We start from the raw sequence: 14,367 nt of genomic DNA, 5'->3' as shown, positions 1-14,367 counted from the left end.
AATTGGACATCTAATTTTAAAATCTCCATGTAGCTAGGCTTATTTAAGTTACCCTTTTTTAGGATAATAAAAATATCAACTTTTTTCACATCACCTCTTGACATTTCTTAGCTGGACTTTGTACTTCCATGATTTTTAAGCTCGGGACCTTGCACACGGGACATATCGCCGGAGCCTCGTCGCCAATGTAGACAAATCCGCAGATATCGCAGACAAAGACTTTCGTATGCTCTAAAAATGCTCCCTGCCCGTTTTCAAAACGCTCCAGCAGGGATTCCAGCATTCTGGTGACCTTACCGCTCCAGACAAGAGCCCTCTTGGCACCGCGGTCCCCACTCTCCCCCGCGGCCGCTTCCGCGTGAGGATATTCCGTCTCCAGATCCTTTGAAACCATTGTCAGCAGCTCTCCCGTATTCTCCGCATCTGCCGGCGCCGCCTTCAATCTGAAATAGCCGGCCAGTTTTAAAAAGAGCTCCATTTCCTCGGTAAGATACTGTTTCTCACAGCCTTTTGCCAGATTCGAACAAATCGCGCTCAGCTCTCCAAACGACAGTTCCCTGAGTTCATCGGCCCCTTCCCCATCGTCATCGCCGGTTTTCTCAGCCGGCTCCGGTGCAGCTGCCTTTGGCTCTTCCTCTTTCTTTTCACGGAAGGCGGATTTCGGAGCGCCGCACAACGGACAGACCCAGTCCGATGGCAGTTCCTCCCATCTCGTCCCCGGCGCAATCCCCCGGTCGGGAATACCAGCGGCTTCGTCGTATACGTAGCCGCACACATTACATATGAATTTCTTCATTCGCATGACCCCCTTTTCTTTTCAGGCTTTGCTGTCTGCCTTATATGGGATAAGTATACCATTTTTTTACAGCGTGGTATGTGACTTTGTCACAATATTAGTAACTATTACTATTTACAGCACTTTCTTTCATATCCTGCTTTCATCTATGGACATAATGTTGTATAATCAACCTTATAAATTTGAAGCAGCAAAAAAGATTCGGTTGTTTAGAATTGTATGGGAGATAATATGACATTAAAAGAGCGGGCAAAGAAGTTAAAACAGGATATTCCAATTGTTTTTTTGAGTTTGAAAGATAAGGAGACGCCTATACTTGCAAAGATTTTTGCCGGTATCACAGTTGTATACGCTCTTTCGCCCATTGATTTGATTCCCGATTTTATTCCAATGATTGGATATCTCGATGATATTATTATTTTGCCTGCATTGATTCTATTAACGATTAAACTAATTCCTCAAAATGTGTGGGAAAGAAATACTGATATGGCAAAAGATATGTGGAAAGATGGGAAGCCTGAAAAATGGTATTATTCAATACCTATTATTCTGCTTTGGATTATAATATTATGGTTAATAATCCAATTATTTTGGCTTTAAGCCAATAAGCTGTCACTCACAGACAATAAACATATATTTGAGAAGATCGCCGAACAGCGGGTCAAACGGACACGCCATTGTGTCCGTTTGGCCCGCTGCCCCGCGAGAATAAACAGGTTAAATAAAAAGGTTTACATTCGAATTTTCCGCATCCCCCAGATACGTCGCCACACCGGCAAACTCCACGCCGTCGATGATTTCTTCCTTCCGGATTCCCATGACATCCATGGACATGGTGCACGCCACCAGCTTTACACCGTTTTTCATGGCCTGGTTCATCAGTTTTTCAAGGGAATCCACGTTTTTATCTGCCATGACCTTCTTCATCATTCTGGTTCCCATACCTCCCATGTTCATCTTAGAAAGCTTCAGCTTTCCGGCGCCCTGCGGCATCATGGCTCCGAACATCTTTTCAATCAGAGACTTCTCCACTTTGCGTTTCTCCGGTTTTCTTAAGATATTGAGCCCCCAAAAGGTAAAGAACATGGTGACCGGACTTCCCATGGCGACTGCGCCGTTGGCAATGATAAATGCAGCCAGCGCCTTATCCATATCGCCGTCAAATACTACCATCGTTTTTCCCTTAGGTGCGGGAAAAGCGGCGGGATTCGTCTCCTGTTCGGCGTCCCGGTTCTCCATTCCCTTACGGATCAGAACGATGCTCTCCTGCCCCTTCCGTTCTGTCCCCACCAGGGTGTTGCCGGTCTGTCTGCACCAGGATGCGATATCGCGGGAAAATCCCATATCTGTGGCGGAGACCTCCAGAATATCGCCATCTTCCATTTCACCGATCGATTCATGAACCTTCATGATCGGGCCTGGGCATTGAAGGCCGCAGCAGTCTACAATTTTCACGGATTTTCTCATCACTTCCCTCTCTTCCACCTGCTCTGCCACCTGTTTCCCCATCAGTGCTCCCTGATCCGGTTCTACCCGTTCCTTTTCCTCGAAATCGCGGTGATGCATGGACTTATAGAAGGAAATACCGCCTTCCAAAACCTTCACATTTTCAAATCCATTCTGTGAAAGGATTCTTGCCGCGTTATACGATCTGACTCCAATGGCGCAGTATACGACAATCTGCTTCTCCCGGTCCAGCTCTCCCAGGCGTTCCCGAAGCTGTCCCAGAGGAATGTGGTACGAACCCGGTATATGGTACACCATCCGCTCCACCTCTTCGGTTACGTCGAGGACCAGCGGACGATCTCCCTCCGTCCCAGAGGCTGATAGGCGGTCCAGCTCGTCACAGCTCATAAATGATACGTAATGATTTAAAACATTTTCTGCTGTGAATCCCAGCATGTTGACTGGATCCTTGGCCGAAGAATAGGGCGGAGCGTAGGCCAGCTCCAGTTCCTCTAAATCGCTGACAGATCCTTTCATCCTCATGACCGAGGCAATGGTATCAATCCGCTTGTCGGCCCCATCCTGCCCCACGATCTGCGCGCCGTAAATCTCTCCGTTCATGCCAAATATCAGCTTCAGGATCAGGGAAACGGCTCCCGGATAGTAGCCCGCATGAGATTTCTGGTTAATCAGCACGGTTTCATAATCCGTCCCTTTCACCTTTCCCATGGATCTAAGCGCCTTTTCGTTCACGCCGGTGAGCGCCGCCGTATAGTCAAAGATTCTGGCGACCGAGGTTCCCATGGTTCCTTTGTATTCCTTCTCGTCTCCCACCAGAATATCGGCGCAGATTCTCGCTTCCTTGTTGGCCGGCCCCGCTAACGGAATCATCGTCTTTGTTCCGAGAACGTAGTGCTCCACCTCGATCACATCTCCCACTGCATAGACATGATCCGCAGAAGTTCTCAAATGAGAGTCCACCACAATGCCGCCGCGCGGATTTAAGGTAATCCCGGCCTCTTTCGCCAGGCTGCTGTTGGGGCGTACACCGATGGATAAAAGCACCATATCCGCTTCTACGGTTTTGCCGCTTCCCAGTCTGATGACCGTATGGCCGTTTTCCCGCTCAAACGAGGACACACCGTCTCCCAGAACCAGTCTGACACCGTTTGCGGTCAGATTCTCATGAAGCAGTTCCGCCATCTCAGGGTCGAGAGGCGCCATCACCTGGTTCTGCATCTCGATCAGCGTCACTTCCACCCCTGCATGGACCAGGTTTTCCGCCATCTCCAGGCCGATAAAGCCTCCTCCGATGACAGCGGCACGCCGCGGCTTCTTTTCCACCAGCACCTGCTTGATCTGATCCGTGTCCGGTATGGTCCACAGAGTGTGAATATCCGGTCCGTCAATCCCCGGAATAGACGGTACCAGCGGTGATGATCCTGTGGCTATGACAAGATCATCGTACGATTCCTCGTACGCCTCCCCTGTCTTATTATCCTTGATTTCAACGGATTTTCTGTCTGTATGGATGGCCGTCACCTCGCTCGAAGTCCTCACATCGATATCGAACCGGGCTTTCATGACCTCCGGCTTCTGTAAAAGAAGGGAATCCCTGTTTTTTATCACATCGCCTATATAGTAAGGAAGTCCGCAGTTCGCGTAAGAGATGTACTCCCCGCGCTCCAGCAGAATGATCTGCCGCTTTTCATCACGCCTTCTTAAGCGGGCCGCCGTCGTGGCTCCGCCCGCCACACCTCCGATAATTACTGTTTTATTTCCCATCGCATGGTTCACCTCTCTGTATTTATCATGAGGTAATTATAGCGGGGATGAAAAATCATTTCCGTGATAAAGTCACATATCACCTTTTCTCCTGTGCTTCACTGTGCGATTCAACTCTCGAGTCAAAAACTCCGCCGCAAGCGGCGGGGTTTTTGACCCTTGCGGCAGTCGCCAAATGGAGGCGCCAGCGTGTCCGTTGGGCTCGTTGCTCGCGGGAATAAAGCAGCACACCGCCAATCGTCACGAATCCGCCTGCCACAGCCAGAATCGCCGGAATCTCGGCAAATAAAATCGCTGCAAATACGGCCGCCACCACCGGTTCACACAGCTTGGAGGCTGATACGAAGGACGGGGACAGGAATTTTAGACACCAGCTGAAAATACTGTGCCCAAGAAGCGTGGAAAATACCGCCAGTAAAAGTCCCACCACCACGGAAGCCGCGCCGTAACCCGTAAAGGAAAGGCCGCTGACCGCCGTGGAAATGCAGAGCGCCAGCGCACAGAACACGTATACAATATACGTATAAACGGTCGTAGACATATGCTTTCTCGCCTCTCTGCCGATCAGTGTATAGACAGCGGAGAACACGGCCGCCGCCAGAGCCAGCCCGTCGCCGGCCAGATGATTTCCGCCTGCGGAATAATCAGACAGTGCAATGAGCAGGCTTCCCGCTACCGTAACCGCAATACTTCCCACCGCGGTCTTTGAAAGCCGGCCTTTTAAGAACACGCAGAAGCCGAGTGCCACCCATATGACCTCGGTGCAGACGATCGCCGTGGAACTGGCTACCGACGTCTGGTTTAACGACTCGAACCAGGATGTAAAATGCAGTGCCAGGAAAATACCGCTGACCGCGCAGAGTGCCACCGTCTTCTTATCCGATCCCGCCAGTTCCCGCCTGATCTCCTTCTTTCCCAATACCACCGGTGTCATAAGCACCACCGTCCAGAGCAGCCGGTAAGCCGCTGTCACCACCGACGGTGCCTCCGAATATTTTACAAAGATCGCCGACAGGGATATGCCGATGATGCCGATCACAATCATAATCATGGGATGCTTCTCTAAAAACTTCATTTTTATTCTCCTTTGTATCAAACCGTATGCTTCTTACTACCTTAAACGGAATTCATGATTTCGTCAAGTATTGTATGGTCTTTCGCTGGTCTGCCGTCAACAAATCCGTGGCTTTTCTGCTCACATAAAAGGGGCTGAAATCAATAATAGATTTCAGCCCCACACCTGCAAACGGTTTCTATGTTAATTATCAAGATACATCTGCATCGGATAGGAAAGATACCGTAATTCTTCCAGCTTCTCCACCGTTACATATCCAGCCGGTGCATTTAATATAGTAGGAATTCTGTTGACCACAGTTGCACACGTATGCTCCACAGTTGCCGGTTTTGTTACATAGAATGTGGTATCCGGCTCACCGATGATCTTCCAGTCACACATATCTCCGTCATCTGGTCCGTAAACCTTGCCGATACACTGTGTCTCGATCACCGGTCCTTGGAAGGTTTCCGTGGTAACGACTGCGCTCATGCCGATGCAGTTGCCCTTCGGAATCGTCTTTCCAAGTGTTGCGGAATAAAGGTCGGTATCATAGAAATACGGTACACATTTCTGGCTCTGGGATTTGATGGTCCAGCCCATCTTGTTGCACAGCGCCTCGTTGGAGTTCCATACGTAAGCCGGTTCCAGAGTCGTCGGGTGTGCGATCTGGGCTTCAAACTCTTCCGGTGTGAGTCCTGCTCCGTGAGCTTCCGCCAGGGCCAGACCGTAATCTTCTACGTTATAGCTTACCGCGCCCTCGATCTTATCGATGCGGTGCACGCCGCCTGCTACACAGCCGATCATGTTGATCCAGTAAATATCCTGCATACCGGCACCTACGATGGTGCAGCCGTTTTCTTTTGCAAGCAGGTCCAGTTTATTGGTAATGGAGGAAGCGGTTGTCCACGGATAGATCGCTTCTTCACACGTAGTCACAACGTTAATGCCTCTGGAAACACACTTTTCAAAATGAGAATAACAGTCATCCATGAAACTGAAAAGCGTCACTACCGCGATATCAGCGTCGCACTCGTCTAAAACCGCATCCGCATCGTCTCTGATTGTCACACCAATCTTAAATCCCAGTTCTGCGAATTCGCCGACATCCATTCCAACTACTGCCGGATTCACGTCGATAGCACCTACGATTTCCGCGCCCTTCTCGTATAAATAACGCAGGATATATTTTGCCATCTTGCCGCAGCCATACTGTACTACACGAATCTTCTCATAATTCATCATAAAAACGCTTCCTTTCTTATAAAAAGTCGACAGTTTCAGGGCCATGCCCCATTTGCTGTTTTTATTATAAAGCTTATATACGGTATCAGGTCAATTGAGCAGTATCACCAAATCGGATCTGGCTGAAATGCCGGATTCATGCGCAGTTTCCGCGGTCTTACCCCATACGGATGGGCACCTGGAGGCGCAGAAACATCCCGCGCTCCGTGTAATCCAGAGGCATTTCCACAATCACCTCGCAGATATAGTCTCCAGTCACGGTATAATGCTTCTCTTCGATCTCCGCCAGCAGCCGGTCGATGTACTCCTTTTCCTTCTCAAACCGGTCACAGTAGATGCAGAGATAGGGGCTGGGCGGGATCACCGTTATGAGTTCCTCGTCCACGTACTCCCGGTCTACAAACACGAATACCTCCGCGGAATAGAGACGCCGCTTCATGAAATTTTCTCTCCGCAGGATGGTACCCGCGTTGGCGAAGAAGAACGGCGAGATGGCGTGTGCAGCCATATCCTCTTTCAAATCCCGAAGAATCCGCTCATACTCGTCAATTTCATAGTCATAAAAGTTCACATTCGTGTTTTTTACGTACATCTGGCGCTTTGGAATATATTCCAGCACGATCGAACCGTCCGGCGGAGCCGCCTCATACCGCTCGTAACTGTCCAGAGTCCGCTCGATCGCCCTTTTCTGTAAATTCAGCTCCTCGATTCTGCGGTCGATGGCATCCCTGTTTTCCACCAGCAGTTGTTTTAATCGCCCGGTGTCCCATTTTTTCATATGGACCCGGATTTCCTTCAGCGGCATCCCCAGAGCCTTCATATACTGGATCATATCCAGCTGGGCGCTCTGGCGGATGTCATAATAGCGGTAGCCGTTTTTTTCGTCCCGTCCCAGAGGGGAAAGCAGGCCCTCCCGGTCGTAAAGCCGCAGCGTCTGCTCCGAAATATGGTTCATTCTGGCCATCTGGCCAATCGTCATTTTTTTCACATCCAGATTTGTCAGTTTTATCATTTTTCACAATCCTTATTTAAAAATTATGCCATAATCTATCTTTATTATACAAAATAAACCTTATGCCTGCAATAATGTTTTTGATATTTTCCTGACAATCTCAATCATATCTATATCTGCATGGATCGGAATCCTAGTAACAGTTCAGCCTCCGGTCAGTCCGCCGGTTCTTTTCTCAGCTGCCATAAAGGAAACGGCGGCGACGCCAGCGGCCGCATTGCGATGGACAGGAGCAGCGTTGTGTTATCGGCGGCGGCCACCGGATCAGATGATAAGGTACCACAGGATCGGCAGCGGTGAATGATCTCCCACTGTCCATCCTCTCTCGCCCACACACCGACTGGCTCCAGAACACCTCTGCATAGCGATGTCCCATCTCCCGGCCGGTCCTCATCGATGTGAACGCCGGACAGGCAGTCAGGACAATGCCTGCGTTTTTCTCCGTCCAGGTTCACTGGGGAGCCGCATACCTGACAGCGGCTGTTTGCCTTTGCTGCCGATTCTGCGCGTCTCGTTCCCTCTTCTTCCGCCTCGCCCGGCCGGCAGAGCGGCGCATGCAATGGCTTCATTGCAATCTCCATCAGCAGATACATGTTATCATCCGCGGCTATACGGTTCGAGCTTAGGGTTCCGCAGGATTTGCATTTGTGAATGACCGCCCATTCGCCGTTCTTTTTCACCCACACACTGACGGGCTCCATCATTCCCTTACAGAGCGACGCCCTGTCTCCCGGCAGGTTATCGGCATGAATGCTGGTCAGGCAGTGCGGACAGTGGTTGCGGTGGCTGCTTCCCGCGTCTTCCGGCGCGATCAGCCTTCCGCAGGCCCGGCAGGTAAATGTCTCCGTGCACGGTTCGATTCTGTAATCTGCGTTTCTTCCTGACTTCTGCATTTTCGAGATGCTCTTGTGCCACTGGCGTTTTTCCCTCAGATAGCCGGCCTTATCGTCGGCAAACCTCGCTTCCGTAAGCAGCTTCAAATAGCTTTCCCACCGTTTTGCAGGAAGCTCGCCGCTTTGGATGGCCGCCTTGACAGCACAGCCCGGTTCCCTTTGATGGCGGCAGTCATTGAATCTGCATCGCCCGAGATACTGTTCCACATCGGCGAAGCTCTGCTCCAGCCCTTCGCTGACATCCCACATGCCAAGTTCCCGCATCCCCGGTGTATCAATAATCATAGCTCCATTCTTTAAAAGGACCAGCTGCCGGTGGCTGGTCGTATGTCTGCCGCGCCCGTCTTTTTCCCGGATCGCTCCCGTCTCCATAATCGATTCTCCGGCAAGAGCATTGACCAGCGTCGACTTTCCCACCCCGGAGGAACCAAGGAAGACTGTGGTCCGGCCCGGCTTCATATATTTTGAAAGTTCGGAAATCCCCTGGCCGGTTTTCGCACTGACCGCATATACATCGACACCGGCTGCTATTTTTTCAGCCGCAAGTACATGGGCAGCGGGGTCTTTTACTTCGTCCGCCTTCGTGAGAATCACCGCAGGGGTCGCTCCCGACTGCCACGCCAGTGTCAAATACCGCTCCAGCCTTCGCGGATTAAAATCCCGGTCCAAAGCCTGCATGATAAAGACATAATCAAAGTTCGCTGCAACGGCCTGTTCCCCGTATCCCGACGAGGACGGATCCAGACGCGCAAAATACGTCTTTCGCGGAAGCGTCTTTAATATCAGACTTTCACTGCCCTCCTGCCAGTTTACGAGCACAAAATCCCCTGCGGCGGGGACATTCTCATTACCGCCGTAGTATTCTCCCGTCTTTAAACGAGCCAGTCCCGTTCCCCTGTCACAGACGATTTCAAAATGGGAGCGGTGAACTGCCGTCACTCTGGAGGGAATTCCTGTCCCGCAGTCAATCGTATCCGCTTTCTGGTATCCATATTTTTCTATATTCATTTCTGTCAGCCTCCGTATTACTTCGTTTCTCATAAAAAAATCCATTCTCTCTCATTGTTTTTTCTCCTTCTGATGCTCATAACTTTCCTCAAAACAGACGCAAAAATCCCGCGGAAACAAACCTTCCAGTCTGTCTCCGCGGGATTATTCTGTCATGCCGCCCGTCTAAAAATGGGTACAAAAAAAAGACACGCCAGACGTGTCCTGCAAAGCGCACAGCGCGACAGTATTCACGAAAGGTAGTGGATCACGCCACAAAGACACCGGTATTCTCTCCGGTTTCCTGCTGCGCTCCGCAGTATTCTGTTTTAGAGGAAAGCTGCCTTTTCTACCGATAACATACACTACACTCCTTCTAATCTTCTTTCATAAGAATTATTTTTTTATCATACATGATATAATGGGAAAAAGCAAGGACTTTTTTGATGTGCATCAAATGTTCATCAAATGTAAAAACTGTACTGCCCAAAACGTCAAGTCACATTCAAGTGCATACTTGCGTCTATAGTCCGGCTCCAGCCGCACATCGGTATATGGCGTCGGATAATCTATACTTTTTGGCGAATACCGCTTGTTGTGCGGCAAATCTAGCCGCATCCGCAGTATTCCGTCATGGCTCATCGCCTCCTCAATATTGACTGCGGTTTCACAGAGCACACCGACGCTTTCACCCACGCCGAGCATGGCGATTTCCGTTAGTAAACGGCGATATGTGATCGTATCGATCAAATCCGTGCGGAACGGTCTGATTGGGCTGTTCTCCATTTGGAGTGGAAACGGTACGTAATATCGGTTCCCGATTTTAACGTGTATCGGGTTTACCCCCTGTGTAATATCATTATAGTGGTTTAACGCGTCAGCCATCAGCTTTCTGTTTTCCGGCGTTCGCCACGCGCTTGTATATGCCAAAGTTTCCAGGTGATACTGGCACGGATAACAGGTATCAGCCTCAATATACGGATAATTGTATTTCGCCTTGCTTTTGCGCGTTTTCGTAATGTCATTGATGGATGAGAGCGGCAGTATTCTCTTAAAAGCTTCGAGCGAGGTGTTTTGAAACGGCTTAACGTATTCGTCGTCACCGTATCCCAGCATGGCTTGCATGGCAAAAATCAATGTCATCAGACAAAAGCCGCTGTTCAGTCCGTCAAAGCGGGTTTCATAACGGTGGACTTCCGGCGGGATATAGGAAAACTCCTCTCTTAAAGTGTCCTCGTCGCGCATGGCGGCGACAAAGTTTTTAACAAGCGGGTGGTCTTTGGGAACCGCGTAATAAGACAGAAGACGCGCCGCTGCTTCGCCGTCCTGCAAAGGCGTTTCGTGCAGCGTAACACCGCGCCAGTTATCCCAGCTGTGCATACCGCTTCCAATATAGCCGTCCGGTTTGGCATAGCCCTGCACGAGCCTGAAATGCGATGTCTGATAAATTTGCCCCAGCAGTTTTTCTTCTTCCGCCGCAGTTAAACCACATAAAATCTCCTTGCGCAGCCGGTACTGGATGACCGCTCCGGCATTTTCAAGAAGGAAGTCAATTGATTTGGACAGGTTCATCATGGGTTTCCTTTCATCACAAACGGCAAAGCATAATATATTCTTCTTCGTTTTGATCTACAATTTCAAATCCTGTTTTTTGATACATTCTTACAGCATAGTTTGCTTTTTGTACAGCAAGTGACGCTTGTTTATACCCTCTGTCTTTCAGAATACGAAGCATTTCTTTCATCAAAGCAGTACCTATTCCAAATCCTCAGACGGCGCCGACAGCCTTTTTATCAACTTCCGCAACCAAACCTATATCGTCTTTTTTCTTTCCAAAATCAGTTATATATATCTGCAATTCCGGCTGATTGATAATTGATTTGGGAGGTGCAGACATTCCCTCTGGCACAAAGACAGCTTCGTATAAAAAATCTTCAAGCAAGCTATCTTCTCCCTCTAATATTGGTCTAATTCTATAATCCATTATATACATGTTTTCCTGAAAGAAATGAACTTTATTTGATACTCCCCAAAAGTTTTGATTAAGCCATTCTTCCTGTTTTTCGATTTGGATTGGCTCCATTCTCAAGCAAAAGCTCTATAATTTCAAATTCTCAACGGTGATGTTTTTTGATATGGTTTCCCGATTTGCCGTTCTGCTCCCATCAAATACTCAGGCAATCCCATTCAACTCCTGATACAAGTCCTTCGCATAACTGTCCGTCATCCCGCACACATAATCGGTAACCAGCAGAAGTCTCAGATACAGCTTCTCCTCCTCGCTCTTCCCTTTCGAACAGATAAAATACAGCTTCTTGTAATTATCGGAAATGAGCGAGACCAGTTTCTCCTGTACCGCGCTCTGCTTTCTTCCCGTATCAAAATAAAGCACTGCATCCACGAACTTATCCAGGAGGAAATTGAAAATAGTCTCCGCCGCAATTTCCAGCTTCAGGATCGGTTTGGACACGAACGCATACCGGTAGGCGATCTCTCCCAGCGCCTCCATGAGAAGCTGCGCATCCGTACCCGCGGTCAGCTCCTTCTTATACGTTCCCGCCATAATCTCTTGATAATTGTTGGTAAAGCCTTCCGTGGCCCCGCCGATCATCTGCCCCTGCATGGTGACCACCCAGTTCTGGACCGCATATAAATCCGGGCGGCTGTAGCCCTTACTCACGGCACGGTTGTATTTGTCCGTCAGCCATGACACCATATCGCGGTACCGTTCATTCTGACACTCTTTTTTATACTCCGTCAGCTCCCGGACCAGCTGCTCGAAGGTCAGGCAGTTCTTCTTCACCGCATCCTCAATATCCGCGGTGGCATAGGCGATATCGTCGGCCGCCTCCAGAATAAATGCCAGCGGATGTCTGGCCCCGTTCGTCCCGCAGGAAGCCTGAATATCGTCAAATGCCTCCCGGTCAGCATAGAAATACCCCATCTTCTTCGTCTTGATGTTTCCGCTGTGCTTATCCACCTCCAGAGACGATCCCGGATACTTAATGATAGAAGCCAGAAGCGCCTTCGTTAAATTCATGCCGTGCTCGTCCACCAGGAAATGCAGCTTGGTCACCACCCGGAGCGCCTGGGTATTTCCCTCAAAATGATAGAAATCTTCCACCATCTGGCGGTTCAGCACCTCGTCAAGCGGCCGCGCCTCCCTCTCTCCGCTCCTCTGAAAGCGCAGCTCGGGAAGTCTCCTCTTAAACCAGTCCTGAATGGCGGTCTCTCCAAAGTGACCGAAAGGCGGATTTCCAATATCGTGAATCAGCCCGGCACACTGTAAAATATCGCACATGGCCAGTGCGTGCTCCGGCAGAAAGGACTCGTCCTTAATCACGGTCCGGATGCTGGCGGATATGTTCTGCCCCAAAGACTTTGCAAATGACGATACCTCCAGCGAATGTGTCAGTCTGGTCCTGATAAAGTCGCTGCGGTCCAGCGGAAATACCTGCGTCTTATCCTGCAGGCGACGAAATGACGCGCTTCCAATGATACGGTGGTAATCCTTTTCAAACTCCGTCCTTAAATCCGTTCCCGTCGGTCTCTTCACCAGGCTCCTGATTCTGTCCTCACATAACAGTGTGCTCCATTCCATGGTATACCTCCTAAAAAAAATAGCCACCCGCCGGCAGGCTCAGTGACTATTTTTGTTGATTTTCCGTAACAGTTCAGACATCCGCCGTCTGAACTGTTACAATTTCCAACTTCATTTCACGTTTCCGAAATGAACCTTTTTCTGCACTTATTATAATCGTATACAGAATCAGCTGTCAACTCTATTTCAGGATTTTCCTGCCGCCCTTTCTTCCGCCGCACAGCGCGGAGTGCGCCTCCCCCGGAGTATTTTTATTACGCAGGCTGTACCTTACTATGAAATAAAAAAACGAGCGATGCCGCCGCCATGACCGCAACGGTTCCGGCTGCCGCCGGCCATGATATTTCCATGAGTTTCACCATGACCGGCGTTGCAAAGAACACCCCCGTGTAGTACAGCAGGTTTACAACCGCCATATAGTAGCCAACTGACTCCTTTCGCTTTGCGATGGCGGGCACCATGCAGAAGATGGAGGTCATCACAAGTCCGCCCGGGAATACAGCGCTGGCCAGCACATGAACCACGTACGTTCCGGGTGTCAGGATCAGCATGGTGAGTCCGGCAATAACGGTTCCCACGGCTCCAACCATGGCCGCACGGCAGGGATTTCCGGTCTTTTCCGCCAGAATTCCGCATACGATACAGGCCGGAATGCCAAACAGGCCATTCAGGCTGGAATAGAAGTTGGCCTTCTCCGGCGCCAGATGGTAGTAGCCGGTAAAAAGCAGCGGATAACAGGTGATAAATCCAAACAGGATAAACGCCATAAGCATCTGAGCCGCACCCAGGCTCATGAGACGCTTGTCCCGAAACGCTTCACGCACCATAGCTCCCGTGGAAGGCACGGCCGTATTACCGTCGTTCTCCCGGTTCCTGCTTCGGTCCGGAATTGGCTTTTCCTCCGGAGTCAAAAACTCCACTGCGAGCAGCGGAGTTTTTGACCCTCGCGGCAGTCGCCAAATGGACGCGCCAGCGTGTCCGTTTGGCTCGTTGCTCGCGGGGATAAACGCCAAAACCAGAATAAGATCCACAGCCGCCAGCGCCGCGCCGATCCACCACAGCGTCCTCACATTCCATCTCTTAACTACTATCAGAGCGCCGTTCAGTGTGATAAAATTACCTACTGCTGCAAACGTATTGAAAATTCCCGTGGCGGTTCCTGCGCCGCCGTGGGGAAACCAGGTGTTGATCAGATCGATGCCAACCATGATAATCATGGCGTAAGCCACACCTTCCAGCAGCCTTCCGGCCATCAGCAGGGGATAGGACCCTGCCACGGCCCCCACTGCATTTCCGGCAAACAGACAGGCCATTAAAAGGAGCAGGAGACGATTTGCTCCCATCCGCTCCATCAGAGCCGCTCCGGGTATCGCCAGCACGATGCCGGCGACCGTGAAAAATGACATCAGTCCGGCGGCAGCGCCCATGGAGATGGAAAAGCCCTGGGCCACCTGCTCCATAACTGCCGAGACCTTTAGCTGGGACACGCTGACGGTCACGGCGCAGCACTGGAGGATCAGAAAACGAAACCATGGATTCTTCTTCATA

10 protein-coding genes and 1 pseudogene are annotated in these 14,367 nt (G+C 50.2%); 1 reads left to right on the top strand and 10 read right to left on the bottom strand.

What is annotated here, in order from left to right:
- Positions 1–85: 85 nt before the first annotated feature.
- Positions 86–796, bottom strand: coding sequence for a rubredoxin (locus H8S75_RS26450; protein WP_187024083.1), 711 nt, complete (start codon positions 794–796; stop codon positions 86–88).
- A gap of 231 nt (positions 797–1,027) precedes the next feature.
- On the opposite strand from H8S75_RS26450, the gene H8S75_RS26445 reads away from it, so the two are divergent.
- Positions 1,028–1,396, top strand: a complete 369-nt coding sequence (locus H8S75_RS26445) for a YkvA family protein (RefSeq protein WP_187024082.1) — start codon at positions 1,028–1,030, stop codon at positions 1,394–1,396.
- Between the two features lie 117 nt (positions 1,397–1,513).
- Here the strand turns inward: H8S75_RS26445 and H8S75_RS26440 are convergent, their stop codons facing one another.
- The 9 genes and pseudogenes from H8S75_RS26440 to H8S75_RS26400 form a co-directional block, all read right to left on the bottom strand.
- A complete protein-coding gene (locus H8S75_RS26440; protein WP_187024081.1) occupies positions 1,514–4,027 on the bottom strand; it encodes an FAD-dependent oxidoreductase in 2,514 nt (837 codons plus the stop codon).
- Between the two features lie 79 nt (positions 4,028–4,106).
- Positions 4,107–5,102 carry a DMT family transporter gene (locus tag H8S75_RS26435; RefSeq protein ID WP_187024080.1) on the bottom strand — a complete coding sequence of 332 codons (996 nt, stop codon included), beginning with the start codon at positions 5,100–5,102 and terminating at the stop codon, positions 4,107–4,109.
- 183 nt (positions 5,103–5,285) lie between these two features.
- Complete coding sequence (locus tag H8S75_RS26430; protein WP_029466830.1) at positions 5,286–6,326, bottom strand: NAD(P)H-dependent amine dehydrogenase family protein; 1,041 nt, start codon at positions 6,324–6,326, stop codon at positions 5,286–5,288.
- A 157-nt stretch (positions 6,327–6,483) separates the two neighbouring features.
- Complete coding sequence (locus H8S75_RS26425; RefSeq protein WP_172683608.1) at positions 6,484–7,338, bottom strand: MerR family transcriptional regulator; 855 nt, start codon at positions 7,336–7,338, stop codon at positions 6,484–6,486.
- A gap of 155 nt (positions 7,339–7,493) precedes the next feature.
- Positions 7,494–9,239 (bottom strand): ribosome small subunit-dependent GTPase A, encoded by a 1,746-nt coding sequence (rsgA, locus tag H8S75_RS26420; RefSeq protein WP_187024079.1) that lies wholly within the window; start codon positions 9,237–9,239, stop codon positions 7,494–7,496.
- A 432-nt stretch (positions 9,240–9,671) separates the two neighbouring features.
- Entirely contained in the window at positions 9,672–10,793 is a 1,122-nt protein-coding gene (locus H8S75_RS26415; RefSeq protein WP_187024078.1) for a hypothetical protein, read from the bottom strand.
- A gap of 13 nt (positions 10,794–10,806) precedes the next feature.
- Positions 10,807–11,202: pseudogene (locus tag H8S75_RS26410) on the bottom strand (GNAT family N-acetyltransferase).
- Between the two features lie 189 nt (positions 11,203–11,391).
- Entirely contained in the window at positions 11,392–12,819 is a 1,428-nt protein-coding gene (locus H8S75_RS26405; protein WP_187024077.1) for a deoxyguanosinetriphosphate triphosphohydrolase, read from the bottom strand.
- 254 nt (positions 12,820–13,073) lie between these two features.
- Entirely contained in the window at positions 13,074–14,366 is a 1,293-nt protein-coding gene (locus H8S75_RS26400; RefSeq protein ID WP_187024076.1) for an MFS transporter, read from the bottom strand.
- Position 14,367 lies beyond the last annotated feature (1 nt).

This window comes from Hungatella hominis, from assembly GCF_014288005.1.
In the GTDB taxonomy this organism is placed as follows: Bacteria; Bacillota; Clostridia; order Lachnospirales; family Lachnospiraceae; genus Hungatella; species Hungatella effluvii.
Note: the sequence above shows the minus strand (reverse complement) of the source record. Positions and strands in the feature narration are given on the sequence as shown.

Coding starts and splice junctions, on each gene's coding strand:
- H8S75_RS26425 (WP_172683608.1), bottom strand. CDS start 7,338: ATGATAAAACTGACAAATCTGGATGTGAAAAAAATGACGATTGGCCAG.
- H8S75_RS26405 (WP_187024077.1), bottom strand. CDS start 12,819: ATGGAATGGAGCACACTGTTATGTGAGGACAGAATCAGGAGCCTGGTG.
- H8S75_RS26445 (WP_187024082.1), top strand. CDS start 1,028: ATGACATTAAAAGAGCGGGCAAAGAAGTTAAAACAGGATATTCCAATT.
- H8S75_RS26415 (WP_187024078.1), bottom strand. CDS start 10,793: ATGATGAACCTGTCCAAATCAATTGACTTCCTTCTTGAAAATGCCGGA.
- H8S75_RS26450 (WP_187024083.1), bottom strand. CDS start 796: ATGAAGAAATTCATATGTAATGTGTGCGGCTACGTATACGACGAAGCC.
- H8S75_RS26435 (WP_187024080.1), bottom strand. CDS start 5,102: ATGAAGTTTTTAGAGAAGCATCCCATGATTATGATTGTGATCGGCATC.
- H8S75_RS26400 (WP_187024076.1), bottom strand. CDS start 14,366: ATGAAGAAGAATCCATGGTTTCGTTTTCTGATCCTCCAGTGCTGCGCC.
- H8S75_RS26440 (WP_187024081.1), bottom strand. CDS start 4,027: ATGGGAAATAAAACAGTAATTATCGGAGGTGTGGCGGGCGGAGCCACG.
- rsgA (WP_187024079.1), bottom strand. CDS start 9,239: ATGAATATAGAAAAATATGGATACCAGAAAGCGGATACGATTGACTGC.
- H8S75_RS26430 (WP_029466830.1), bottom strand. CDS start 6,326: ATGATGAATTATGAGAAGATTCGTGTAGTACAGTATGGCTGCGGCAAG.